The organism is Enterobacter cloacae complex sp. 2024EL-00214 (assembly GCF_043945575.1).
GTDB lineage: Bacteria > Pseudomonadota > Gammaproteobacteria > Enterobacterales > Enterobacteriaceae > Enterobacter > Enterobacter cloacae_P.
Genome location: NZ_JBIMRC010000003.1, coordinates 1 through 22,722, shown reverse-complemented (window position 1 = coordinate 22,722; position 22,722 = coordinate 1). Strand labels below are relative to the sequence as shown.

Sequence of the window (22,722 nt, the reverse complement as noted above, 5' to 3'; positions counted from 1 at the left end):
GTTCCTTTTGTCGCCCGGTTGACCGGCCAACAGTGATACCACAGAACGACAAAAAGAGATGTGTCACGTGTTACGGATCACGTAGCGCGTCGCCTCAAAGCGATTGAGGATCAGATGCACCAGAAAGACCATCGTCAGCGTCGCCACCAGCGCAAAGGTCACGGAGGTGATGCGGTACAGATCGCTGAACACCAGATCGCTGTCCGGGTGCATGTTCTGCCCGAACATAATGCCGATGGTGGTAATGCTGGCAAAACCCACGCCTGCCCCAACCTTCTCCATCACGTGTAAGCGTGCGCCAAACGCCAGCCCCATGCCGATAAGCGGCATCATCAGCAACATGTGGCTGCTGTGATCGTAGAGGATGAGCTGCACAACAAGAATATACAGGCAGCCCAGCACCACGCCAACCACGCGCCAGATCGAGCTGATTACCGCGCCACGGTAGTGCATCGGGAACAGGATCAAAATCCCCGCCATCAGTGCTGAAAGAGAGTCGCTCAAATCGCTGAGCTGGAAGACCACAAAAATCAGCGTGGCGACGGTGCCGGAGAGCAATGACTCATGGCGTACGCGGGCGTCATCTTTCTCTATCAGCGGCGGCGGGTTGCGCGGCTCAACGTCCGGCAGCAGGTAGTTCATCAGCGCGCTCAGGCACACGGCCATCACGCTCGCTTCGAGGTTGGAAAACAGCAACGTGTGCCAGTGAGTGGTGGGGTAACTCATAAAGTTGAGCATCACGCTCTGGCACACCACGCCCATCGAACCGAACAGGAACAGCGGCCCCTTGCTCATAAAGCGAAAACGCATCACGTACAGGGCAAATACCACCAGCGTCATGATCAGTGGCCATTGCGACAGATAGCCGATGATCATCACCATTTCGACGCAGTTCAGCAATGCACTGAAGATAAACTGCTTCGCTACATGGCGATTAAACACCGGTACCAGCGACAACAGCATGATGGGGTACACCACATAAAACACGCCGTAGCGGGTGTTGTAAAAACTCGAGATGCTGAGCGCAATCATCCCGGCAAAGACGATGCGCAGGGTCTGGCGAAAGTCGTTTGCCGTGTAGACGATGTTGCCGTGCGGGGTAAACACCCGCGCCAGAGTGCTAATAGACATAATGCAGCAGGCTCACCAGATGGATTTGCATCCCGGAGAAAAAGCGCGCAAACGCCCCTTCGCTGTTGTAGAGCTGCACGGTGGCACGTGCGCCTGTTGGCAGGTGTTTCGGCAGCGCCTCATCCACCGCCACGTGAATACGCATGCGCTGAGCATCACGCACCCAGCGGCTGGAGGTTTCTGGTTCAGACAGTTCACCGTTAACGGCCTCCTGCCCTGCGAGGATCCCCGCGTCGCTGCTGGTCACATGGGCGTGGAACACCTGCCCCGGGAAGGCATCAAACACCACGGCGGCATCGGTCCCCTCGCGGGTATGGCGCAGACTCTTCTCACGAAAATCTGCCACAATATCGGTCTGGTTGTTCACCAGCGCCAGCGAGGCCGAACCGGAGGAGGCGTAAAATCCAGGACTGAGCTGCAGGTTACTGACCGTACCGTCCGCTTGCGCGTAGACCTTCGTCCAGCCGAGGTTCAGCTCGGCTTCATCCAGCGCATTACGGTATTTTTGCAGCGTAACGTTGCGGTGTTCATCCCGCTCGCCGCGCTGGATACGCAGGTTATGAATGTTCGCCTGAATCGAGCTGACGGACTGCTCGCTGCTCTGCCATGTGGTGCGAACTTTATCCAGATCCGCCTGCGAGACGTTTTGCAGGGTGCTCAGCTTCTGGTAGCGGTCAAAGGTCACTTTATCGTTACGCGCCGTCAGTAGCGCCGTTTGCAGGCTGGCCTGTGCGGCGGTAATTTGTGCATCCAGCTGGGCATTGGAAAGACGCGCCTGCGCCAGCGCAATTTGTGCCGCTTCAACCTTGTTGCGAAACGGCGTGTCATCCAGCTCAAACAGCAGATCGCCTTTCTTCACCAGGCTGTTGTTGTGCACATGGACTGCCGCGACATAGCCGGAGACGCGCGCCGATACCGGTGTCACCACGCGCATCACGGTGGAGTCCGGCGTCAGCGGGATCCAGATATCCGCGACGATAAAGTAAACAAACATCAGCAGGAAAGAGGCAATACTCACCCTTACCCAGCGGGCAAACTTTTGTTCAGGAGTCATTATTTTTCGGTCTTGTTATCTTCTTCGCGGATAGTCCGCAAATTGCAGGCAAATTGTTGTAATGTGGCGCTAAAAGCCGCCATCTGTTCCGGCGCGATATTGTGCGATACACGCGCCTGATATGTCTCAATCACCCGGGTAAGCCGTTGCAGGATGGCGTTACCTTCAGGCGTCAGCGTCAACAGCCGGATGCGTTTGTCATAGGGCGATACGGTGCGTAGCAGGTAGCCCCGCGTCTCCAGCAGTGTGAGGGTGCGCATCAGCGGCGGCAGTTCAATGCCCTGCACTTCCGCCAGCTCGCTCACCGAGACGTTATCCCCGAGTTGTTGCAGCTGAACCATCACCGTCCAGCTCGACTGGGTCAACCCGGTATCGAGAATGGCATCGTCGATAACAGCACGCCACTGGCGCACGATCATCGCCATCTGCATACCCATCGGCCTGCGGCTAAACAGTTCGTCTTCACTCATGGGGGAACCCTCTTGCATAACATGATCACGATAATAGTTATCATGGTAACTATCAAGAAACGCGAGGGGAAAGAGCAGGAATTGCGAAAGAAGATCCTCCTTCTCTCTGCGGGGCGAGGGGCATCGGACCGCAGAGAAATTTAGCGACTAAAATGCTTCTTAACGGCACTCCTGCCGGAAGCGGTCACCACCACCTCCCGAAACCCCACCACCCGCTGGATCCACCCTTTACTTTCAAGATGAATCAGTAACGCCGCACCTGCCTCACCGCCAAGGTGAAACCGCCGTTCACTCCAGTCGAGACAGGCGCAGCAGGCCTTACGGCGCGAATGTGCACTCAGGGAAATGCCGAGCTGCAGAAACTGCTCGCGACCATACAGGGTCAGTGCCGAACCGTCCTCCTCCAGCCAGCCCTCCGCCTGCATATAATCGTAAATCTGTACAGCAACCGCGCCCGCCAGATGGTCATAGCAGGTTCGTGCATCACGCATCGCTTTCGGCGCGGTGGTTTCCGGCGGAGTAATACGGTTCCAGGAGAGTCCCATCATCTGCTCAACCAGCACCGCCACATCGTGCCCCGTCAGGCGATAGTAACGATGCCGCCCCTGTGCAAGACAGGCGATCAACTTCCCCTCCACCAGCCGGGCGAGGTGCCCACTGGCAGTCGAAGGAGCCACATCCGCCACCGCGCTCAGCTCGGTGGCGGTCCACGCCCGTCCGTCCATTAACGCGCAGAGCATTTTCACGCGCGATGCATCGGCCATCGCCGCAGCGACCGCCGCAATGGCCTGCTCCAGTCCCGCATGATTATCGGGAGGTAAGCTCGTTTTTAACATCGACAGCCCACGGTTCAGTGATCTCTGCGGCCAGCTTATCATTATCCGTCAGCAGGATAAGCTGATTTGCATGGTCGCTGTATTGAGTAAGGATAGAGACCCCCTGCCCGGCCAGCACCGCCGCAATCTCACCCAGCTCGCCGGGGCGCTCCTGTTTAAGCTTGCGGATTATCGGCCTGCGCACCGAACGCACCTCAAACCCGGCCTCAAGCAGAATGCGTCCTACTTTTTCCCCCTCTTCCACCAGGAAATGTGCCTCAACGCCAAATACACCACCGCCTTCCAGCCCCACGCCGCTGCGTCCCAGCAACTGGCCGAATCGCGCCAGTTCGCCTGGCACATCATTGAAAATCACATGAACGTCATACATTCGCGTGACCTCCTGTTTCGAAAGAATATTCCCGCACCATCTGCGCGATGCGTATGCGGTAGTCGCTAAAAATCGACTCTCGCCCCTCGGCCTGTGCGGCCTGGTGAAAGACGTTCTGCTTCCAGTTGCGGATAGCCTCTTCGTCCCGCCACCAGGAGAGGGAGAGGATCTTGCCGTCGTTCGTCAGGCTCTGGAATCGTTCAATATCGATAAACCCGTCAATTTCCGCCAGCAAAGGCTTAAGCTCTGCGGCAAGTTGCAGGTAGCGAGCCTGGCAGGCAGGTTCAACTTTAGCTTCGAAAAGGACTGCGATCATGTTTGTCTCTCCGTTGTGGGTTAGAGAGAGCATGCGGGAAAGAAAAGCGTGATGCTTCGGTGAGGAGCGAAGTATTTTGTCGGTTGACGCTGCGCTTATCCGCCCTACACATTCCCGTCAGTCCGGTAAGCGCAGCGTACAGCGATTACTCCAGATTAGCCTTATTCAGCCCGTAAGCCGCATCCAGCGAGCCAGGTTCCATGCGGGAAGTGATACCCAGACGGTTCCAGGCGTTGATTGCCACGATGGCGAAGTTCAGCTCTGAAATCTCCACGTCCGAGAAATGCTCCGCCACGCTGCGGTACAGTGCATCGCTCACGCCGTGAACGCCGATTTGCGTCAGCGCTTCGGTGAACGCCAGTGCCGCTTTCTCACGAGCGCTGAACAGCGGGGACTCACGCCATGCCGCCAGATGGTACAAACGCAGCTCACGCTCCCCGGCAATTTTGGCCTCTTTCGAGTGCATATCCAGGCAGAAAGTACAGCCATTCAGCTGCGAAACGCGGATGTCGATCAGGTGCTTCAGTGCCGGGTCGATGGAGGTTTTCGCCACTTCCATGCTCAGGTCGGACAGCGCTTTGGCGAGGGCTGGTGTGGCTTTATGGTGATTGACGCGAGTGCTCATTGTCTTTCCTCTTTTGTATGCGGCATATGTCATGCGATGAGGAAAATTTACGCGATTCATGACATAGTAAAAAGATACAAAAAGCGTGAAATGAGGTAGGACATGAAACCCGGCTATCACGAGATTTATACCCGCTATCGCGACAACATTACGCGCGGCGTGCTGAAGCCTGGCGACAAGGTGCCCGCCATTCGCGTCCTGGCGGAAGAGCTGAAGGTAGCACGCAAAACTGTCGAAACGGCGTATGCCATCCTGACGGGCGAAGGGTATCTGGTGAGCCAGGGCGCGCGCGGTACGCGAGTGAACCCGGATCTCCTGTTACCTGTCCGGAACGTGCCCGCAGAACAGGCGACCGGCACGCTGCCGGCATCGCTTATCAGCCAGCGTGAACGGGCCGGTTTTTTGCGCCCGGGGATCCCGTCTCTCGACAGTTTTCCCTATAAAAAATGGCTGCTGCTTTCAGGCCAGGCAACGCGCTCTATGCGCCAGGAGGAGATGCTCAACCCGCCGGTGCTGGGCTGGTATCCGCTGCGCCAGGCCATCGCCCGCTATCTGAACATCTCGCGCGGGCTGTCCTGCACCGCCGAACAGGTGCTGATCACCAGCGGCTACAGCGGCAGCCTGCGCCTGATCCTCTACACCCTCGCCAGCCGTAGCGACAAAGTCGTGTTTGAAGATCCGGGTTATTTTATGGGACAACAGCTGCTCAAACGGATTGTGCCCCGGCTGCACACCGTGCCCGTCGATCATTCGGGTATGGATACGGAGTACCTGCTTCGCCACCACCGCGATGCCCGTTTTGCTATCGTCACGCCCTCGCACCAAAGCCCGCTCGCGGTTACGCTCTCCCTGCCGCGTAAACAGCAGCTTCTCGACTGGGCAAGCCAGAACGAGGCGTGGATCATTGAGGATGATTACGACGGCGAATTTCACTACACCCGCAAGGTGCTGCCGTCGCTGAAAAGCCTCGACCAGCATGACCGGGTGATCTTTATGGGCACCTTCAGCAAAACCATTATGCCGTCACTGCGTATGGGCTACGTGGTGATGCCCACCAGCACGGTGGACGCTTTTACCGACTGCGCGGATATCGTCACCAGCGGCCAGCCGGTGCTGACGCAAAAGATCCTCACCGCCTTTCTCAACGAGGGCCATTTTTTCCGTCATCTCAAGAAGATGCGTGCCCTGTACCAGACCCGCCGTGACTGGATGATCGCCGCGCTCAAAGCGGTGTATGGCGACCTGTTCTTTACCGAACAGAACGACGGCGGGATGCACATCGTGGCGTTTCTGGCGAAAGGCAGTTGCGACAGGGAGATCGCACGTTGCTGGCAAGCACAGCAGTTGCAGGTCAATGCACTCTCCGAGTGGTATCGCGGGTCAGGCAAACGCTACGGGCTGGTGATGGGGTATAACAACGTGCGGAGCTATGAGGAGGCGCTGGCGTTACTGGAAAGGCCGAAACAACACACGCTGGAATTACTACTCTGAAATCAGATAGCTGTCCGGCTGGCTACTGATTGTGATACAGATACAATCTTGACGCTTTTTTATATTTCTAAGGAAAAGAAAATGAAATCAATTCTGGGATTCGACTATTTATTAACGCCACGCGTGCTGGTCTTTTTCTACTGGATCGCCATGCTGCTTATTTTCGTCGGCGGCATTTACTCCATGTTCACAGAGCATCTGATTACCGGATTTATCGGTATGATCTTCAGCCTGATTGGCTGTCGCGTCATGTTCGAACTGATCATGGTGGCGTTTAAGAATAACGAATATTTGCGCCGCATCGCTGAAAACACATCCGTGAAATCAGTCGAATAATCCTGTTCGTAAGCCCGGTAAGCGTAGCGCCACCGGGCGATACCCGCCAAAACTTACACATCATGTCGCGACAGCCCGACATCCCTGAGCTGCTCGTCGCTCATCTGGCTTAAAATCCTGCGGGTACGGTTGATCAGATACCACTGTCTCACCGTTTTCCAGATCCAGACAAACGCGATAAACGGACGTTTTGAACGATTCTCATAGAATTCCATGATGCTCTCCTCACTGTGCCAGTGGGGTTATCATCGTGGAAATCAGCCTGCGCAATACAGACTCAAAAACAACTTTTGTTTAACATACAGATCCGCTAAAACAGTATCTGCATGCCGTTTTTTACGGCAATCTGTACTGGTTTTTAAATCTGTATGGTGAAAACTGAGGATACAGCATGACGCGCTATCAACATCTCGCCAACCTTCTGGCAGAACGCATTGAACAAGGGTTGTATCGCAGCGGTGAGCGTTTACCGTCGGTTCGCACGCTGAGCCAGGAGCACGGCGTGAGCATCAGCACCATACAGCAGGCCTACCAGATCCTCGAAAAGCTGCAGCTGATTACCCCCCAGCCTCGTTCCGGCTATTTTGTCTCTCAACGCAAAGCTCAGCCCCCGGTCCCGGCCATGACGCGCCCGGTGCAGCGCCCCGTAGAGGTCACCCAGTGGGATGAAGTGATGATGCTGCTGGATGCCCGCGCAGACAAAGAGATGATCTCTTTTGGTGGTGGCTCGCCGGATATCTCCCAGCCCAGTATGAAGCCCCTGTGGCGCGAGATGAGCCGCATTGCGCTGCACAATCCGAACGAAATGCTGAGCTATGACGTCCTCGATGGCCGCCTGGAATTGCGCGAGCAGATCGCACGCCTGATGCTGGACGGGGGGTCTACCGTGGCAGCGAACGAAATTGTCATCACCAACGGCTGCCACGGCGCGCTGTCGATTGCCCTGCTTTCGGTCTGTAAACCGGGGGATATCGTGGCAGTCGAATCCCCGTCATTCCACGGTACCATGCAGATGCTGCGCGGGTTTGACATTAAGGCCATTGAAATTCCTACCGATCCTCAAACAGGGATCAGCATTGAGGCGCTAGAGCTGGCGCTGGAGCAGTGGCCAATCAAGGCGGTGATCCTCGTGCCTAACTGCAATAACCCGCTCGGTTTTATCATGCCGGAGGCACGCAAGAAGCAGGTGCTGGCACTGGCCCAGCGTCACGATATCGTCATTGTTGAAGATGATATCTACGGCGAGCTGGCGGCAGAATACCCGCGCCCGCGCACCATTCACTCTATGGACATTGATGGCCGCGTGCTGCTGTGCAGCTCGTTTACCAAAACCGTCGCACCGGGGCTGCGCGTCGGCTGGATTGTGCCAGGCCGTTATTACGACCGGGTGATGCACATGAAATATGCCGCAGGCGGGTTCAACGTGCCGGGCACGCAGATGGCGGTGGCGGCGTTTATCCGTGACGGTCACTACCATCGCCACGTGCGGCGTATGCGCCAGATTTATCAGCAAAATATGGAAACCTATACCTGTTGGGTACGGCAGTATTTTCCGGCAGGGATCTGCGTGACGCGTCCACAGGGAAGCTTTCTGCTGTGGGTGGAGCTGCCGGAGAAGGTCGACATGGTGTGCGTCAGCAAGCAGCTGTGTCGCCTGAAGATCCAGGCCGCGGCGGGGTCACTCTTCTCCGCATCCGGGAAATACCGCAACTGCCTGCGGATCAACGTGGCGTTGCCGCCTACCGATAAAAATCGCGATGCGCTGAAGAAGATGGGTGAAGCGATTGTGATTGCAATGGAGGCGTAGGGAGTTTTGCCCGGTAGCCTGTGCCTACCGGGCAAGGGATCATTACTCTTCGAAGAACCAGTAACCCTGGTTAATCAGCCCGGTCAGCTCTTCAACAAACGCCGGGTTATTCAGGGCATCGCCCAGCTCGGTCTGGCCGAGTTCGGTGTAGCGACACAGCGCATCCGCCGCCTTCGCATCAACCGTTTCCAGCTGTTCACTGTTGATAAAGAAGCTGCCGCCAATATTCAGCACGCGCAGACCACTCAGGCGAGTCAGGGTTTCCCCGCCCTGCAGCGCATCCAGCACCTCTTCCGGTGCATACGGCGGTTCGGCGGTGGCGATATCCAGCTCATGACGCGGCGTAGAGACAAAGCTGCCGAACCATTTTGTGAAATCGTCCGGTTTTCTGATCATGTCGATCATCATCTGGCGAATACGATCAAGTTCGTACTGTTCAATACGGCCTGGGTGTTCACGGCAGGTGAGATCCGGATCGCTGTAATGCTCGCCGCCCAGATCGTTTTCCAGCGCGTAATCAGCAAAGCTGCTGATCAGATCGCGGCCGTTCGGCCCACGGAAACCGACAGAGTAGTTCAGCGCGGTTTCATGGGTAAAGCCGTCGTGCGGGAATCCAGGTGGAATGTAGAGGATATCGCCCGGCTCCAGATCTTCGTCGATGATCGGCTCAAACGGGTCAACATGCAGCAACGCCGGGTGTGGACAGAACTGACGCATCGGCAGTTTGTCTCCTACGCGCCAGCGGCGGCTTCCCATCCCCTGAATGATAAACACATCGTACTGATCGATGTGCGGACCCACGCCGCCGCCAGGGACAGAGAAGGAGATCATCAGGTCATCGAGACGCCAGTCCGGCAGCACGCGGAACGGACGTACCAGCTCAGCCGCCGGCATATGCCAGTGGTTCACCGCCTGCGCCAGCAGCGACCAGCCGGTCTCGCCAAGCCCGTCAAAATGCTCAAATGGCCCATTGCTGGCCTGCCACTTGCCGTTGAAATGGCTCACCAGACGGCTATCGACTTCCGGCTCCATCGCCAGACCGGCCAGCTCGTCCGGGGTAATCGGATCGACAAAATTCGGGAAGGCATTTTTCAGCACAACAGGTTGTTTCTGCCAGTATTTTTCAAGAAATTCCGGCCAGTTCAGGTTCAGTTGATACGCCATAGGTAGCACCCGTGAGAAGGTAAACAGGTGTGATTATGAAAGACGCCGTACCGGGCTGCCTTGTCGTGGGTCAAACGGGAATAAAAAGCTGCCGCTTTCAGACTTTCTCATGACACACCATGACAGTTTCACGCTTTATCGTTACCGCCAGGATTTACAGCAGCTTATATCGTTACGTTAAGAGAGTGTGTTTGTCATGAGGCCTGAAATGAGCGATTTCACTGAACTGCCGGTGACGGGCAACGTGAAGACCATCATCGGGGTCTACACGCGCAAGGATAACCCGTCGGTTTTCTCCCCGGTGGCACAGGCACTGCCTGCGGGAAGCCGGGTGACAATCCAGGCCGCCGTGGTGGGTGATGCGGTAGAAGGTAATGCGCACTGGTATCGTATTGATGAGAATACGTTTATCTGGGCGGGAGCCTGTACACGCCTTGATCCGTACCCGGAGTTTCCGGAAAACACCCGTATCAACTGGATGGCGGTGGTGTTTGAGGTGCGTTAGCGCCCGCAGCCGGGCGCTATTGCGAACTTAGTCGAGCTTCAGCTCGTCATAGTGGGTAATCAGCTTGCCCACGATGCCGTAGTCCAGCGCTTCTGCCGGAGACATCCAGAAGTTGCGGTCGGTGTCTTTTTTCACTTTTTCCAGCGGCTGGCCGGTGGCGTCAGCAATCAGCTTGTTTACGCGATCCAGCATGCGGATGATCTCGCGCGCTTCAATTTCAATATCTGTCGCCTGACCACGCACGCCGCCCAGCGGCTGGTGGATCATAAAGCGGGTATTTGGCAGGGAGTAGCGGTGCTCTTTTTTCGCTGCCAGGAAGATGGTGATCCCGGCGCTTGCCACCCAACCGGTACCGATGACGTGTACATCCGGGCGAATAAACTTGATGAAGTCGTGGATGGTGTCGCCCGCTTCCACGTGGCCGCCCTGGCTGTTGATGTACAGCTTGATAGGATCATTGCTTACGCTTTGCAGCAGGATCATCTGGGTGATGACTTTCTCAGCCAGCTCCTGGTTGATCTCACCGGAGATCACAATCGAACGGGATTCCAGCAGTTTTTGCTGCAGAGCGCCCGCGCCGTGTGTCCCTTCCGCTTTACCTTTATCGTCGCTGTCTTTCAGTGTGTAGTGCATTGTTATTTCCTCAGCATTAGCGCTCAAAACCAGAGTGTAGCCTGTTTTACCTGTTGAAGTCCTCACGCGATACGGCGCTCAGCACACCGCGTATGACAATCAGAACCCGACGGAAAAAAAATTAACACCCGCCGTGCCAGTGCTGTCAGGCCCGGTGCTTTTGCTATCTTGCCTGAATACCGTGGTCAGAGCCACGCGCGCAGGATGCTGCAAAATCTCAGCGCGCTCTATCCGGGCATCTGCACACCCGTCGCAGTACCCGAGAGATTTGCGCCGCTGTTCACCTCCGCCGGATATCAGCCGCTGGCGGTTACTCAGTATGAGAGGATTCAGGATCCCTTCTGCGGATAAAAGACCATCCCCGCATACGGTTTCTCCCGACACGCAGCCAGCCGCGCGGCAAGATTGCCGACATGCAGCTCCAGCTTGTGCCCGTCCGGGTCGAGAAAATAGAACGATGCTCCCTCACTTTTGTTCTGCTTCCAGACGGTGACACCCGCCTGCTCCAGCCTGCGCGAGAGCAGCGCAAAATCGTCCTTCGCAACGGTAAACGCGTAATGGGTATAGTCGCTCTCCTGCGGCGGCACGTAATGGCGCGCCTCATCGTATGACAGGCACAGCCAGAGATCGCCACAGGTGAGATACGCCCCGGTATCCCAGCGAGCATGAAGGGTTAAGCCCAGCAGCTCGTGCCAGAAGGTGATACTTTTTTGCAGGTCGCTGACCGCGAGGGTCAGATGGTTGAGAGATTGCAGCATGACGTGCCCTTTTGTTTTTCGCGCCAGTCGTGGTACGGTAATGGAATGAACATAAATCACGCCGCGCTCACCGTAAACCGTTGGTGGCTGCCTTCTTAAAGGCGGCATAGCGTAGTTCACCCTACATTCAGATAGCCGCCGAAAGGCGGCTTTTACACATTTAAGACCCCTTTCGGCATTTGCACATTAAGGAGTCTTTATGAACACCCCAACCACTATCCTCACCGGCGACCGTCCGACTGGCCCACTGCATCTTGGTCACTACGTCGGTTCCCTGCGCCAGCGCGTGGCCCTGCAACAGACGCACAATCAGTTTGTGTTGATTGCCGACCTGCAAGGGCTGACCGACAACGGCAGTAACCCGCAAAAAATTCGCGACAACATCCCCGAAGTGCTGGCCGACTATCTCGCCGCCGGTATCGACCCGAACCTGACCACAATCTGCCTGCAGTCCGCCCTGCCCGCCCTCGCCGAGCTGACAATGCTGTATATGAACATCGTCACCGTCGCCCGCGTGGAGCGTAACCCGACGGTGAAAAACGAGATTGCGCAGAAAGGCTTCGCCCGCTCGCTGCCGGTCGGGTTTATGGCCTACCCCATCAGCCAGGCGGCGGACATCACCGCGTTCAAAGCCGGGTGCGTACCCGTCGGCGACGATCAGTTGCCGATGATTGAGCAGACCAACGAGATTGTACACAAGATGAACAGCCTGCTCCCCGCCCCGGTGCTGCACCACTGCAAGGCGATGCTGAGCGACACCAGCCGCCTGCCGGGTATCGACGGCAGCGCCAAGATGTCGAAATCCCTCGGCAACACGCTGCACCTCTCCGCAAGCGAAGAGACCATCCACCGCGCGGTGAGCGCCATGTACACCGACCCGAATCACCTGAAGGTGAGCGACCCAGGGCAAATTGAGGGGAACGTGGTGTTTACGTATCTCGACGCGTTCCACCCGGACAAAGCCAACGTGGCGGCGATGAAGGCGCACTATCAGGCGGGCGGGCTGGGAGACCGGGTGTGTAAGAACGAGCTGGAGATGTGTTTGCAGGAGCTGATTGCGCCGATGCGGGAACGACGGGCGATGTATATGCAGGACAAAGGGGAGCTGATGGCGATGCTGAAACGCGGAACAGAACGGGCACAGGGGGTGACGCAGGGGACGTTAAGGGAAGTGAAAATGGGGCTGGGGGTGCCGGTGTTTTGAAAGTAGCTTTATTATAAATAACAATCCCGGCGCAGGGCCGGGATATTTCTCAGGCATTGCGCTTAATGACCGGTATATCGCCGGTATCATTCAACGCCCCCGGAAACGTCTTCAGCCACTGCGCGACTTTCTGCTTATTAATATTCACCACGCTCATACCTTCCAGGCATCCCCATAATTCTCTTGTATGTTGTGGGGTAATCACAATGCAGTCTTTCATCGCGCGGATTTTCACGGGCATACCGTTAATAAAGCCCGCCCGTTTTAACCAGTCGCCGCCCAGAAGAAGGTATTTCATGTCTATGCGCGCATACAGTTCGCAGCAGGCTGCACTGTCTTGCGGCGTTTCCGCACGGGGATGGACGGGCGCGGCATTGGGCTGGTTGCCATGTAAACGGCGGGCGCTGTTTTTGCGTACCAGCTCGCGGTTTTCAATCATGCCGGTAAAAGCATCTGATTCTGTTTTGCAAACAGTAAACTCTGGCTTAAAATTCGTCGCAGCCATTTTCAACTCCTTCGTAGTTGGTTGTGGTTAGCGGTATGGGGGTGTTGCAGCACCTTCATATCGCGAATTCTTCATTAATTTCCTGTGATACTTCCTTTTGCCATTCGGCGTTATTTATTGTGGCTATTATACCGTGCTGAATATAAATACAGCGGTTTTGGATGGGGTAAATTTGAGAAATGCGAGGAGGGTTCAGGAAATAGAGATGGGTGGAGTAAGGTCATGTTTTTGCTGGTTGTGGGTTGATTGACCTCAGTTTTGCGAGCATCATCGCAATTATTTACCTTCTTCCGTAACGCGATGGCTTCCAGCAAAACTCTCGAACAGGCAATTGCCGACATCACCATCTGGCGCAAAGGCGAACAACGTGCGCCACATAAGCCTTTATTGCTTCTGTACGTGCTGGCGAACTACCAGCAGGGGCATGCGCGTTTGTTTGATTATGGTACGGAAGTACGCGATCAGCTGCACAGCCTGCTGGAACGTTTTGGGCCACAGCGTGCACAGTACCGTCCTGATATGCCGTTCTGGCGTTTACAAGGTGATGGCTTTTGGGAACTACAAAATGCGGCGCGCTGTTCCACATCAGGTACCAGCAGACAACCACCTGCGGGAGAATTAGTTGAACATCATGTTGCAGGTGGTTTTGACGAGCAGCATTACACTCGTTTGATCAACAGTAAGAACCTGATTAACGCTATCGCTCAGCAAATCCTCGAAGCACACTTTACCGAAAGCATTCAGGAAGAAATCGCCGACGAGTTGGGATTTAATCTCCTGCAAATTCGTAAACAGCGCGATCCCTTGTTCCGACAGCAGGTATTGCGTGCTTATAACTATCAGTGCGCCATTTGCGGTTTCAATATGCGACATGATAATACCTCTGTCGCACTTGAAGCCGCTCATATCAAATGGAAGCAACATGGAGGACCATGTGAGGTCGTGAATGGCTTAGCCCTCTGTGCAATCCATCATAAAGCCTTTGATAAAGGATCTCTTGGAGTGGATGAAAACATGCGTGTTCAAATATCTTCCGCTGTAAATGGCAATAGCGTTGTATCCAGATTCTTTTGGGACTTCGCAGGATCTCAAATTCACCTCCCACTACAGAAAGAAAATTATCCGCAAGCTAGTTTTATTGAGTGGCATATACGAGAAATTTTCAGGAAGTAATCCATACAATTTGGAGAGCATAAAGATGTCGTTCCCTGGCTACAAAGAGATTGAAATCCCTTTACTTTTAAATATTTATAATCGTGGCGGAGAAGTAAGCTCTTCCTCATGTTATGAACCGCTGGGGAAGGAGTTTGGCCTTACAGATGAAGAAATGAGCATCTTACTTCCTGATGATAGCAATCGTCCTCAATGGAATAACATGGTCCAATGGGCACGAAAAAAGCTAGTTGATTACAAGTACCTTCATAATGCTAAAGAATCAGGCCTTGGCATCTGGAAACTCACGCAAGATGGCATCAAAAAAGCAGAGTCGCTTTCTACAAGGTTAGATATCGACTATCCAGATGATGTGCCCGAAACCTTTTATGAGGGGGCTGTTAAGCAGATCAAAGTTAATAAATACGAACGTAGCAAAACAGCAAGAGATAAATGTATAGATCATTACGGCTGTCAATGTAGCGTGTGCAATATGGACTTTGAGAAAACGTATGGTGAAACCGGTAAGGACTATATTCACGTCCACCATATCACGCCTCTCTCTGAGATTGGGGAGCGCTACAAACTCGACCCCGTGAAAGATCTTCGCCCTGTCTGTCCTAATTGCCATGCAATGCTCCACAGACAAAAACCCTCACTCACTATTGAAGAATTGAAAGCCTTGATGACCAAAGCACAAAAAGTAGATGAATCAACACAGAGTGAGTTAACTCAGTAATTCATCACTTTGGTCAGCTCAACTTCACCCGTAGCGGCATTAAAGTACAGATAGAAAATGTCCCCTTTTACCTGTTCGGGTTTTGACCAGATCTCCTTTTCCCCCAGGCGACGCTTTTCCTTCGCGTATCCCAGCGTTTCGAGATACGCGCGCAACGGTGCGACCCCGGTAGCCCCTTTAAAAACGATACTATTTGAAGGGGCATAACCATCGCCGGGATGCGCCTCGAAATAGTAGTCGTCCGTTACACGCGGGGCGTGTTCAATATCCTTGTCAGTCAGCGTGTGGTAGTGGAAAAAATCATGTTCTGTGTAAACCGTCGTTTCCTCAGAACCCGATGCCACGAGCCAGACAAACAGCCATCCAAGGATAAAGACTGTGGCAACCGAGAGTGCGCACCACTTCAGGATTTTTAAAAGGATTGTCATAGCTTAGCCCCCATGAACGAGAGCGATGTCCCATCATTTGTAATGACCTTCACCACTCCGGATGTGAAATCATCCCACGGCCTGAGCCATGTCATAAAATGCGGAAGATTAACCGTATACGGCTGGTGTCGCACACACTGGTCAACAGGATCGGGAAAAAGAATCGGACGGAACCCACGATTTTTATGGGAACCGATAGCGCCGTAATAATCCCAGCGACGCACGGCTGAATCATAACTCACGGGCTTGAGACGATAGCCATACCGACCCGGTATGATAGCCCGATAGAACCCGAACAAGTCAGACACCAAATCCTCACCGCTAAAGCCGCTGTCTGTATACCAGGAGAAGAACCGCAGGCTTTGCAGGCCTTCAAATCTGGATGCGGTCATCATCATCATCGCCAGCATGATTCTGTTAATGTCTTCGGTACTCCGGCCACGCTTAATTTCCCAGTGAGAGAACTTCCCGACGCCAAGCCGCGATTGGAATTTTAAGACGCCCATATCTTGCCGATACATGACGAAATAAGATGGTTTGCCGCTACGCTCTCCCTCAACGAATTGACGTTTAAGCGCCGCCACATCATTGCCACGGGCATGTCCCATATCAATCCAGCCCAACACCTCTGTGTAGACGATTCCTCTGTCGAGAACGTCAAACAGAGCCCCATCCCTTATCTCTCCTCTGGTGCTCATACTTACATCTCCATATGTAGTCTAACTGGCTATGTTATAGACGATTTTTCAGGCAGTCCAGATAACTGTTAAAGTGTTTGGGTGTAAGTATCCCAGTAAAACGAACCACTCACTTTTAGAGATCTTCCGACATACTGATTGTATTCCCTGAGGAGATCGCCATGCGTAAAGCCCGATTCACTGAGCACCAGATCATCGCTGTCCTGAAGTCTGTTGAAGCCGGACGTACCGTCAAGGATGTCTGCCGCGAAGCAGGGATTTCTGAAGCCTCGTACTACAACTGGAAAGCAAAGTACGGTGGGATGGAAGCCTCTGATATCAAAAAGATGAAAGATCTTGAGGACGAAAACCGACGCCTCAAACAGATGTTTGCTGATCTCAGCCTTGAGTGCCGGGCACTTAAAGACGTCATCGAAAAAAAGCTTTAAAACCAGCGATAAAGCGTGAACTCGTCAGCTATCTGACAGCGCAATTTGCCATGAGTTTACGCCAGGCCTGCAGGTCAGTATCGCTGAGCAGGACGGTGTATTTTTATCGGCCCGATACTCGGCGTGATGAACCGGTGATCCATGCACTGACTGAACTGGCAGAACGCTATCCGCGATATGGTTTTAAGAAGCTGTTCCAGCTGCTGCGCAGGCAGGGCAATACCTGGAACCATAAACGCGTTCACCGGATTTACTGCCTGCTGAAACTGAATTTTCGTCGCAAGGGAAAACAGCGTCTGCCAGTGCGTAACCCGGCACCACTGGCGACGCCGAAAGCGTTAAACCAGAGCTGGTCCATCGATTTTATGCACGACGCGCTGCTCTGCGGCTGACGCTTCCGGACCTTCAATGTGGTGGATGATTTTAACCGTGAAGCACTGGCGATAGAAATCGACCTGAATATCCCGGCTCAGCGAGTCATCCGGGTGTTGGACAGGATCGTGGCAAACCGCGGCTACCCGCTGAAGATGCGGATGGACAACGGGCCAGAACTGGTCTCACTGGCGCTGGCACAATGGGCCGAAGAACATGGCGTGCAACTCGAATTTATCAAGCCGGGTAAACCAACACAGAATGCTTTTATCGAACGGTTCAACCGGACATACCGGACAGAAATCCTGGATTTTTATCTGTTCAGGACACTAAATGAAGCACGGGAAATTACTGAGCGCTGGCTGATGGAATATAACAGCGAGCGACCTCATGAGTCCCTGAATAACCTGACGCCGGAAGAGTACCGGCTGATGGCTGAAAAACTGGAAATCTCAAAAAGTGCGTGGAACTAAAACAGGTGTGCTTACAATTCCACTAGCTGGTCCTCGCCAGCACTAAAGAAATTTATCCGATGCAAAACAAAAAACGATGGAAGCCAGACTGGTTTCTACAGTCACTCCTGAACAACCATGTCGACAAACTGGTAGAGCGCTATGCTTGCCTGCGTGCATTCCGAACAGATCTGTTTTACCAGGATCATACCACTAAGTTTTTCCTGCGGGATCATCACCAACTTGAATGGGATGTCCGAAAGCTGATGAACCGTATGATGCAACTCGAAGCGGTAGTCGGTTTCTTCTGGGTTATCGAATGGACCGAAGATCACCACTACCATGCCCACGTCGTGTTCTGGCTGGATGGTAGTAAAACTCAGAATACATATTCCTGGGCGCAGCAAGTCGGTTTGTACTGGAGCGATATCACTGACCGAGATGGATGGTATCACCGATGCGAGTTTAAAGAGCATTACGAGGCCGATATCAATATCCCAGTACGTTACAGCGATCCGGACAGTATCACCAACATCCGACAGGTACTGGCGTATATGACCAAAACCCATCAGAAACATGGCCTACTGTTGTTCGGCTGCAATGAGGTCCCCCAACGACCGTTAAGCGGACGGCCACGCAGAACAACCTCCTGAGCATGAAAGTTTTTACGCCAACAGCCCATAGTGTGACAACTACATCGCTATCCACTTCTCAATTCATTTAGACCAATTCAACAGCATGGCGTCTGTCAGTCCTTAAGAAACGGCTTACGCCTGCGTGTTGTCTGACAGGAGCCATTGTTATGTTTGCCAAATCTTTTATCACTCTCGATGGTATCGGTTGCCTGAGCGGTGCCCGTACCTTGCTCAATATATTGCTTAGCCACCGGCATTCCGGCCTCGACTTATTTCAGGATGGGCATGATCTGGCCATCAGAAAAGCATAATTTTTTATAGAGCTGTCTCCGGTTGAGATTAAGAGAAAAATCTAATTATCAATACATCAGATTTTCGAGGGGATTACCGAAGAGCAATAAAAATACCTCAATCCTGAGCATCAACATCGTTTTCGTCGTTTCCTATTGGTATGGCCTCCCAATAGGAACAAAATATGAGCGTACACGACGAAAGGCCATCAAGGAATAACATGTCAGAACATTAAGATCCAAATACTAATTTAGACAATATAATTTAACTTCAAATCGCAAAATATGACTTCAGTATAAAATTTGTGGTACAATCTCTTACTATAGTCAAGACAACTACAAGAGGCATCGCCATGGTCCGCTGCCACCTCGCCCGCATGATGGGTGAACGCAAAATGCGTATTGCAGACGTTGTCAGAGAAACAGGACTCAGCCGCACTACGGTGACTTTACTCTACAAAGAGACAGCACAGAAAGTGGATCTGAAAGCGCTCGATAAATTATGTGAACTATTCGACTGCGGCATTAGTGAACTGTTAGAACGTGCGACGCCGACAGCCAACAAATATTAAGTGCGCAACGACAACCAGTAGGCAGGGACTTAAAGCATGGTCAATCAAAATCCAGAACAAAAAGCTCGCGACCAAATAGACGTGTTGCTCGCGCAAGCGGGATGGGTAGTACAAGACAAGAAGAAGATCAATTTTTCCGCTTCTACTGGTGTTGCAGTGCGCGAGTATCAAACCGACGTAGGGCCTGCAGATTATGTGCTGTTTGTTGATAAGCAAGCAGTGGGTGTGATTGAAGCCAAACCTGAAACTTGGGGTGAAAAGATCACCACAGTTGAGGATCAGTCACAAGGATATGCTAACGCAACTTTGAAATGGGTAAACAACAACCACCCTTTGCGCTTTATATATGAAAGTACTGGAGTTATTACACGCTTTACTGATGGTTTAGATCCACTTCCACGCTCCCGCGAAGTGTTTAACTTCCATCGCCCGGAAACCCTCGCCAAGTGGCTCAAAGAACCTAAAAGCCTGCGCGGTCGTTTGCAAGATTTCCCACCACTGATTAAAGAAGGTTTGCGTGATTGCCAGATTACGGCCATCACCAACTTAGAAAAGTCATTCAAACAAGACAGACCCCGTGCACTGGTGCAGATGGCCACTGGCTCCGGAAAGACCTTTACTGCTATTACGGCCAGTTATCGCCTGCTACGGGAGCCCGTGAATGCTAATCGCATTCTGTTTCTGGTGGATACCAAAAACCTTGGGGAACAGGCCGAACAAGAATTCATGAGCTTCGTGCCAAACGACGATAACCGAAAATTCACCGAACTATACACAGTTCAGCGATTGAAAAATCAGTTCATCGCCAAAGATGCACAGGTTTGTATTAGTACTATCCAACGTATGTACTCCATTCTAAAAGATGAGGCGCTGGATGATTCTCTCGAGGAGCAAAACCCAGCGGAGCAATCTACTAAGCCCAAAGAGCCACTGCCGGTGGTGTATAATGAAAAGATTCCACCTGAGTTTTTTGATGTAATCATCATTGATGAGTGTCACCGCTCTATTTACAACCTGTGGCGGCAGGTGCTGGAGTATTTTGATGCCTATCTGGTTGGTCTGACCGCCACGCCGGACAATCGTACCTACGGATTCTTCCGCAAGAATGTTGTCAGCGAGTATAACCACGAAAAAGCCGTGGCCGATGGTGTTAACGTGGGTAACGAAATCTTTGTGATCGAAACCGAAAAGACCAAGCAAGGCGGAAAGATTGAAGCGAAGCAGCAGGTGGAGCGCCGCGAGCGTACTACCCGCCGCAAGCGCTGGGAGCAACAGGATCAGGACGAGGCCTACACTGCAAAGCAACTCGACCGCAACATCGTGAACCCGGACCAAATTCGCACTGTCATCCGTACTTTCAAAGATTCACTGCCGACCATCTTTCCCGGTCGTCAAGAAGTACCCAAAACCCTTATCTTTGCCAAATCCGACAGCCACGCTGATGACATCATTCAAAACGTGCGCGAAGAGTTTGGCGAAAGTAACCAGTTCTGTAAAAAAATCACCTACCGTGTTGTCAATGACAAAACTGATGCTGAAGGCAAAGTGATTGAAAAAGGTGAAGACCCTAAATCTGTGCTCGCCCAGTTCCGCAATGACTATTACCCACGTATTGCGGTTACCGTCGATATGATTGCCACCGGAACCGACGTAAAGGCGCTGGAATGTTTGCTGTTTATGCGTGATGTAAAAAGTAAAAACTACTTTGAACAAATGAAGGGGCGCGGTACCCGCACACTCGATAAAGACAGTTTGCAAAAAGTCACTCCATCCGCGCAGAGCGCTAAAACACACTATGTGATTGTCGATGCTATTGGCGTCACCAAGTCGGTTAAGACCGCAAGCCAACCTCTGATCACCAAACCTAGCGTGCCGCTCAAAGACTTGGCAATGGGCGTAATGATGGGTGCAAGCGATATTGATACTGTATCATCGCTAGCCGGACGCCTGGCGCGATTAGACAAACAGCTTGATGACAAAGAACGTGCCCGTATTGCTGAAAAAGCTGGTGGCACGCCTTTACTTACGATTGTTGGTGAACTCTTCAACGCCATCGATGGTGACCGCATAGAGCAAAAAGCGTTGGAAATCGTCGGACAGCCGGTCGGCACCGACCCTGGTGACTATGCCCGTAACAAAGCTCAGCAGCAGTTGGTCGGCCAAGTGGCAAACGTGTTTAGTGGCGAGCTGATTGAGCTGATCGATACTATCCGTCGCGACAAAGAACAAACCATCGTGCACGATGATCTTGATACGATACTCAAAGCCGAATGGGATGGAGAAACAACCGAAAACGCTAGGGTGCTCATCCAAGAATTTGCCGACTATCTGCAAGAGCATGCCGACGAGATCGATGCGCTTAACATCTACTTCCATACACCTGCGCGCCGCAGCGAAGTGACCTTTACGCAAATCAAAACTTTGTTAGAAAAGCTAAGGCAAGATCGCCCCAAGCTGGCACCGTTACGTATTTGGCAGGCTTATGCCCATTTGGATAACTATCAAGGCGAAAACCCTTTAACTGAACTCACCGCCTTAGTCGCTCTGGTCCGCAGGGTGTGCGGCATAGATAGTGAAATCAAGCCTTTTGACAACACCGTAAGAAAGAATTTTCAGGATTGGATTATGAAGTACCACTCAGGTAATTCAGAAAAATTTAATGAACAGCAAATGCAATGGCTACAAGCTATTCGCGACCATATCGTGAGCTCTTTTCACTTCGAACGTGATGATCTGGATATGACCCCCTTCGATGCTCAGGGCGGTTTGATGGGCATGTATCAACAGTTTGGGGACAAGATGGACTGGTTGCTTGAGGAATTGAATCGGGAGTTAGTGGCATAATGGCTATTGAAACTATTGACACTGTTGTATTTAAAAAAGTTGAATCAAGAATTTTAGATGTTATTCCAGAAAGTTGGGTAAAAACAACGTTGGGTGAATGCTTTAAATGGGGAAGTGGTGGCACCCCCAAAAGCGGTAATCCAGAGTATTACGGTGGAAACATTCCTTGGCTGGTTATTGGTGATTTAAACGACGGCATCATTAATGAATCCAGCCAAAAAATTAACGAGAAAGGCCTGCAAAATAGCTCAGCCAAACTAGTTGATGAAGGTACACTGCTTTTAGCAATGTATGGCTCTATCGGAAAACTGGGAATAGCTGGTATGAAGTTAGCGACCAATCAAGCAATAGCTTTTGCTGAAAAAAATGAGATCGAAACAAAATATCTATTTAATTTCCTTCGATATGCCAGATTAGAACTGGCCGGTTTGGGAAAGGGCGCGACACAACAGAATATAAGTCAAACAGTTATTAAGGCCTTTCCATTTCCATTAGCTCCGGTAAATGAACAAAAGCGCATTGTCGCTAAAATCGAACAACTATTCTCTGAGTTGGATAATGGAATTACCGCGCTGAAAACTGCCCGCGAGCAGCTTAAGATCTACCGCCAAGCCGTTCTCAAACACGCCTTTGAAGGCAAGCTCACTGCAAAGTGGCGTGAGAAAAATGCCGATAAACTGAAATCCACTGAACAACTTCTAGCCCATATCCAGCAAGAGCGCGAATCCCGCTACCAGCATCAACTGAATGATTGGAAGACTGCGATAAAAGAATGGGAAGCTAAGGAAGGTGCGAACAAGTTCCTGATATGAGATCATCATATTCATCCGGAGCGCATCCCAGAGGGACATCATGAGCCATCAACTCACCTTCGCCGATAGTGAATTCAGCACTAAGCGCCGTCAGA

26 protein-coding genes and 1 pseudogene are annotated in these 22,722 nt (G+C 52.5%); 13 read left to right on the top strand and 14 right to left on the bottom strand.

Going from position 1 to position 22,722, the window contains the following annotated elements; translation table 11 throughout:
* Window positions 1–63: 63 nt before the first annotated feature.
* The 7 genes from ACHHZ6_RS04320 to ACHHZ6_RS04290 form a co-directional block, all read right to left on the bottom strand.
* Complete coding sequence (locus tag ACHHZ6_RS04320) at window positions 64–1,131, bottom strand: DUF2955 domain-containing protein (RefSeq protein ID WP_182273614.1); 1,068 nt, start codon at window positions 1,129–1,131, stop codon at window positions 64–66.
* A complete protein-coding gene (locus ACHHZ6_RS04315) occupies window positions 1,121–2,188 on the bottom strand; it encodes an HlyD family secretion protein (protein WP_182274620.1) in 1,068 nt (355 codons plus the stop codon). The genes ACHHZ6_RS04320 and ACHHZ6_RS04315 overlap by 11 nt, the downstream gene beginning before the upstream one ends.
* Window positions 2,185–2,655 carry a MarR family winged helix-turn-helix transcriptional regulator gene (locus ACHHZ6_RS04310; protein ID WP_182273615.1) on the bottom strand — a complete coding sequence of 157 codons (471 nt, stop codon included), beginning with the start codon at window positions 2,653–2,655 and terminating at the stop codon, window positions 2,185–2,187. The genes ACHHZ6_RS04315 and ACHHZ6_RS04310 overlap by 4 nt, the downstream gene beginning before the upstream one ends.
* 140 nt (window positions 2,656–2,795) lie before the next feature.
* Complete coding sequence (locus ACHHZ6_RS04305) at window positions 2,796–3,491, bottom strand: ArsR/SmtB family transcription factor (RefSeq protein ID WP_395121832.1); 696 nt, start codon at window positions 3,489–3,491, stop codon at window positions 2,796–2,798.
* Window positions 3,463–3,861 (bottom strand): amino acid-binding protein, encoded by a 399-nt coding sequence (locus ACHHZ6_RS04300; protein ID WP_395121831.1) that lies wholly within the window; start codon window positions 3,859–3,861, stop codon window positions 3,463–3,465. The genes ACHHZ6_RS04305 and ACHHZ6_RS04300 overlap by 29 nt, the downstream gene beginning before the upstream one ends.
* Window positions 3,854–4,177, bottom strand: a complete 324-nt coding sequence (locus ACHHZ6_RS04295) for an antibiotic biosynthesis monooxygenase (RefSeq protein WP_182273618.1) — start codon at window positions 4,175–4,177, stop codon at window positions 3,854–3,856. Before ACHHZ6_RS04295 ends, ACHHZ6_RS04300 begins: the two co-directional genes overlap by 8 nt.
* A 145-nt stretch (window positions 4,178–4,322) precedes the next feature.
* Window positions 4,323–4,802, bottom strand: a complete 480-nt coding sequence (locus ACHHZ6_RS04290; protein ID WP_182273619.1) for a carboxymuconolactone decarboxylase family protein — start codon at window positions 4,800–4,802, stop codon at window positions 4,323–4,325.
* A 102-nt stretch (window positions 4,803–4,904) separates the two neighbouring features.
* Here ACHHZ6_RS04290 and ACHHZ6_RS04285 point away from each other — a divergent pair, with 102 nt between their 5' ends.
* Both ACHHZ6_RS04285 and ACHHZ6_RS04280 read left to right on the top strand, forming a co-directional pair.
* Window positions 4,905–6,293 (top strand): PLP-dependent aminotransferase family protein, encoded by a 1,389-nt coding sequence (locus ACHHZ6_RS04285; RefSeq protein ID WP_395121830.1) that lies wholly within the window; start codon window positions 4,905–4,907, stop codon window positions 6,291–6,293.
* Between the two features lie 81 nt (window positions 6,294–6,374).
* The gene (locus ACHHZ6_RS04280; protein ID WP_182273621.1) at window positions 6,375–6,629 is read left to right on the top strand and encodes a DUF4282 domain-containing protein; all 255 of its coding nucleotides are present in this window, start codon (window positions 6,375–6,377) and stop codon (window positions 6,627–6,629) included.
* 53 nt (window positions 6,630–6,682) lie between these two features.
* Here the strand turns inward: ACHHZ6_RS04280 and ACHHZ6_RS04275 are convergent, their stop codons facing one another.
* A complete protein-coding gene (locus ACHHZ6_RS04275; protein WP_182273622.1) occupies window positions 6,683–6,844 on the bottom strand; it encodes a DUF1127 domain-containing protein in 162 nt (53 codons plus the stop codon).
* Between the two features lie 176 nt (window positions 6,845–7,020).
* Between ACHHZ6_RS04275 and ACHHZ6_RS04270 the strand changes: the two genes are divergently transcribed.
* A complete protein-coding gene (locus tag ACHHZ6_RS04270; protein ID WP_182273623.1) occupies window positions 7,021–8,436 on the top strand; it encodes a PLP-dependent aminotransferase family protein in 1,416 nt (471 codons plus the stop codon).
* 42 nt (window positions 8,437–8,478) lie between these two features.
* Here the strand turns inward: ACHHZ6_RS04270 and ACHHZ6_RS04265 are convergent, their stop codons facing one another.
* Window positions 8,479–9,600: a cupin domain-containing protein gene (locus ACHHZ6_RS04265; protein ID WP_182273624.1), complete on the bottom strand. Its 1,122-nt coding sequence runs from the start codon at window positions 9,598–9,600 to the stop codon at window positions 8,479–8,481.
* Window positions 9,601–9,808: 208 nt separating this feature from the next.
* On the opposite strand from ACHHZ6_RS04265, the gene ACHHZ6_RS04260 reads away from it, so the two are divergent.
* Window positions 9,809–10,105 carry an SH3 domain-containing protein gene (locus tag ACHHZ6_RS04260; RefSeq protein ID WP_182273625.1) on the top strand — a complete coding sequence of 99 codons (297 nt, stop codon included), beginning with the start codon at window positions 9,809–9,811 and terminating at the stop codon, window positions 10,103–10,105.
* Between the two features lie 27 nt (window positions 10,106–10,132).
* On the opposite strand, the gene ACHHZ6_RS04255 is transcribed toward ACHHZ6_RS04260, so the two are convergent.
* Together ACHHZ6_RS04255 and fosA are read right to left on the bottom strand one after the other, a co-directional pair.
* Window positions 10,133–10,738, bottom strand: coding sequence for an ATP-dependent Clp protease proteolytic subunit (locus ACHHZ6_RS04255; protein ID WP_182273626.1), 606 nt, complete (start codon window positions 10,736–10,738; stop codon window positions 10,133–10,135).
* A gap of 329 nt (window positions 10,739–11,067) precedes the next feature.
* A complete protein-coding gene (gene fosA, locus ACHHZ6_RS04250) occupies window positions 11,068–11,496 on the bottom strand; it encodes a FosA/FosA2 family fosfomycin resistance glutathione transferase (RefSeq protein WP_395121895.1) in 429 nt (142 codons plus the stop codon).
* 199 nt (window positions 11,497–11,695) lie between these two features.
* Between fosA and trpS the strand changes: the two genes are divergently transcribed.
* Window positions 11,696–12,700, top strand: a complete 1,005-nt coding sequence (gene trpS / locus ACHHZ6_RS04245) for a tryptophan--tRNA ligase (protein WP_182919340.1) — start codon at window positions 11,696–11,698, stop codon at window positions 12,698–12,700.
* Window positions 12,701–12,749: 49 nt separating this feature from the next.
* Here trpS and ACHHZ6_RS04240 read toward each other — a convergent pair whose 3' ends face one another.
* On the bottom strand, window positions 12,750–13,205 hold the full coding sequence (locus ACHHZ6_RS04240; protein WP_163281775.1) for a SymE family type I addiction module toxin: 456 nt from the start codon (window positions 13,203–13,205) through the stop codon (window positions 12,750–12,752).
* A 300-nt stretch (window positions 13,206–13,505) separates the two neighbouring features.
* On the opposite strand from ACHHZ6_RS04240, the gene ACHHZ6_RS04235 reads away from it, so the two are divergent.
* Entirely contained in the window at window positions 13,506–14,378 is an 873-nt protein-coding gene (locus ACHHZ6_RS04235) for a phosphorothioated DNA-binding restriction endonuclease (RefSeq protein WP_395121829.1), read from the top strand.
* A gap of 25 nt (window positions 14,379–14,403) precedes the next feature.
* Entirely contained in the window at window positions 14,404–15,096 is a 693-nt protein-coding gene (locus ACHHZ6_RS04230; RefSeq protein WP_395121828.1) for a winged helix-turn-helix domain-containing protein, read from the top strand.
* Here the strand turns inward: ACHHZ6_RS04230 and ACHHZ6_RS04225 are convergent.
* Together ACHHZ6_RS04225 and ACHHZ6_RS04220 are read right to left on the bottom strand one after the other, a co-directional pair.
* The gene (locus ACHHZ6_RS04225) at window positions 15,090–15,524 is read right to left on the bottom strand and encodes a hypothetical protein (protein ID WP_395121827.1); all 435 of its coding nucleotides are present in this window, start codon (window positions 15,522–15,524) and stop codon (window positions 15,090–15,092) included. The two genes, ACHHZ6_RS04230 and ACHHZ6_RS04225, sit on opposite strands and share 7 nt — an antisense overlap.
* Window positions 15,521–16,222: a hypothetical protein gene (locus tag ACHHZ6_RS04220; RefSeq protein ID WP_395121826.1), complete on the bottom strand. Its 702-nt coding sequence runs from the start codon at window positions 16,220–16,222 to the stop codon at window positions 15,521–15,523. Before ACHHZ6_RS04220 ends, ACHHZ6_RS04225 begins: the two co-directional genes overlap by 4 nt.
* Before the next feature lie 161 nt (window positions 16,223–16,383).
* Between ACHHZ6_RS04220 and ACHHZ6_RS04215 the strand changes: the two are divergent.
* The 6 genes and pseudogenes from ACHHZ6_RS04215 to ACHHZ6_RS04190 all read left to right on the top strand — a co-directional run bounded on the left by ACHHZ6_RS04215 (window position 16,384) and on the right by ACHHZ6_RS04190 (window position 22,627).
* A pseudogene (locus ACHHZ6_RS04215) lies at window positions 16,384–17,495 on the top strand (IS3 family transposase).
* A gap of 59 nt (window positions 17,496–17,554) precedes the next feature.
* The gene (locus tag ACHHZ6_RS04210) at window positions 17,555–18,127 is read left to right on the top strand and encodes a hypothetical protein (protein ID WP_395121825.1); all 573 of its coding nucleotides are present in this window, start codon (window positions 17,555–17,557) and stop codon (window positions 18,125–18,127) included.
* A 149-nt stretch (window positions 18,128–18,276) separates the two neighbouring features.
* Window positions 18,277–18,420, top strand: a complete 144-nt coding sequence (locus ACHHZ6_RS04205; protein ID WP_395121824.1) for a hypothetical protein — start codon at window positions 18,277–18,279, stop codon at window positions 18,418–18,420.
* Window positions 18,421–18,752: 332 nt separating this feature from the next.
* Window positions 18,753–18,971, top strand: coding sequence for a helix-turn-helix domain-containing protein (locus tag ACHHZ6_RS04200; protein WP_395121823.1), 219 nt, complete (start codon window positions 18,753–18,755; stop codon window positions 18,969–18,971).
* A 36-nt stretch (window positions 18,972–19,007) separates the two neighbouring features.
* Window positions 19,008–21,815 (top strand): DEAD/DEAH box helicase family protein, encoded by a 2,808-nt coding sequence (locus tag ACHHZ6_RS04195; protein ID WP_395121822.1) that lies wholly within the window; start codon window positions 19,008–19,010, stop codon window positions 21,813–21,815.
* A complete protein-coding gene (locus tag ACHHZ6_RS04190; RefSeq protein ID WP_395121821.1) occupies window positions 21,815–22,627 on the top strand; it encodes a restriction endonuclease subunit S in 813 nt (270 codons plus the stop codon). Before ACHHZ6_RS04195 ends, ACHHZ6_RS04190 begins: the two co-directional genes overlap by 1 nt.
* The last annotated feature ends 95 nt before the right edge of the window (window positions 22,628–22,722 follow it).

Excerpts from the sequence above, each read along its gene's own strand:
- ACHHZ6_RS04320 (WP_182273614.1), bottom strand. The coding sequence starts at position 1,131 with ATGTCTATTAGCACTCTGGCGCGGGTGTTTACCCCGCACGGCAACATC.
- ACHHZ6_RS04310 (WP_182273615.1), bottom strand. The coding sequence starts at position 2,655 with ATGAGTGAAGACGAACTGTTTAGCCGCAGGCCGATGGGTATGCAGATG.
- ACHHZ6_RS04305 (WP_395121832.1), bottom strand. The coding sequence starts at position 3,491 with ATGTTAAAAACGAGCTTACCTCCCGATAATCATGCGGGACTGGAGCAG.
- ACHHZ6_RS04300 (WP_395121831.1), bottom strand. The coding sequence starts at position 3,861 with ATGTATGACGTTCATGTGATTTTCAATGATGTGCCAGGCGAACTGGCG.
- ACHHZ6_RS04295 (WP_182273618.1), bottom strand. The coding sequence starts at position 4,177 with ATGATCGCAGTCCTTTTCGAAGCTAAAGTTGAACCTGCCTGCCAGGCT.
- ACHHZ6_RS04290 (WP_182273619.1), bottom strand. The coding sequence starts at position 4,802 with ATGAGCACTCGCGTCAATCACCATAAAGCCACACCAGCCCTCGCCAAA.
- ACHHZ6_RS04285 (WP_395121830.1), top strand. The coding sequence starts at position 4,905 with ATGAAACCCGGCTATCACGAGATTTATACCCGCTATCGCGACAACATT.
- ACHHZ6_RS04280 (WP_182273621.1), top strand. The coding sequence starts at position 6,375 with ATGAAATCAATTCTGGGATTCGACTATTTATTAACGCCACGCGTGCTG.
- ACHHZ6_RS04275 (WP_182273622.1), bottom strand. The coding sequence starts at position 6,844 with ATGGAATTCTATGAGAATCGTTCAAAACGTCCGTTTATCGCGTTTGTC.
- ACHHZ6_RS04270 (WP_182273623.1), top strand. The coding sequence starts at position 7,021 with ATGACGCGCTATCAACATCTCGCCAACCTTCTGGCAGAACGCATTGAA.
- ACHHZ6_RS04265 (WP_182273624.1), bottom strand. The coding sequence starts at position 9,600 with ATGGCGTATCAACTGAACCTGAACTGGCCGGAATTTCTTGAAAAATAC.
- ACHHZ6_RS04260 (WP_182273625.1), top strand. The coding sequence starts at position 9,809 with ATGAGCGATTTCACTGAACTGCCGGTGACGGGCAACGTGAAGACCATC.
- ACHHZ6_RS04255 (WP_182273626.1), bottom strand. The coding sequence starts at position 10,738 with ATGCACTACACACTGAAAGACAGCGACGATAAAGGTAAAGCGGAAGGG.
- fosA (WP_395121895.1), bottom strand. The coding sequence starts at position 11,496 with ATGCTGCAATCTCTCAACCATCTGACCCTCGCGGTCAGCGACCTGCAA.
- trpS (WP_182919340.1), top strand. The coding sequence starts at position 11,696 with ATGAACACCCCAACCACTATCCTCACCGGCGACCGTCCGACTGGCCCA.
- ACHHZ6_RS04240 (WP_163281775.1), bottom strand. The coding sequence starts at position 13,205 with ATGGCTGCGACGAATTTTAAGCCAGAGTTTACTGTTTGCAAAACAGAA.
- ACHHZ6_RS04235 (WP_395121829.1), top strand. The coding sequence starts at position 13,506 with ATGGCTTCCAGCAAAACTCTCGAACAGGCAATTGCCGACATCACCATC.
- ACHHZ6_RS04230 (WP_395121828.1), top strand. The coding sequence starts at position 14,404 with ATGTCGTTCCCTGGCTACAAAGAGATTGAAATCCCTTTACTTTTAAAT.
- ACHHZ6_RS04225 (WP_395121827.1), bottom strand. The coding sequence starts at position 15,524 with ATGACAATCCTTTTAAAAATCCTGAAGTGGTGCGCACTCTCGGTTGCC.
- ACHHZ6_RS04220 (WP_395121826.1), bottom strand. The coding sequence starts at position 16,222 with ATGAGCACCAGAGGAGAGATAAGGGATGGGGCTCTGTTTGACGTTCTC.
- ACHHZ6_RS04210 (WP_395121825.1), top strand. The coding sequence starts at position 17,555 with ATGCAAAACAAAAAACGATGGAAGCCAGACTGGTTTCTACAGTCACTC.
- ACHHZ6_RS04205 (WP_395121824.1), top strand. The coding sequence starts at position 18,277 with ATGTTTGCCAAATCTTTTATCACTCTCGATGGTATCGGTTGCCTGAGC.
- ACHHZ6_RS04200 (WP_395121823.1), top strand. The coding sequence starts at position 18,753 with ATGGTCCGCTGCCACCTCGCCCGCATGATGGGTGAACGCAAAATGCGT.
- ACHHZ6_RS04195 (WP_395121822.1), top strand. The coding sequence starts at position 19,008 with ATGGTCAATCAAAATCCAGAACAAAAAGCTCGCGACCAAATAGACGTG.
- ACHHZ6_RS04190 (WP_395121821.1), top strand. The coding sequence starts at position 21,815 with ATGGCTATTGAAACTATTGACACTGTTGTATTTAAAAAAGTTGAATCA.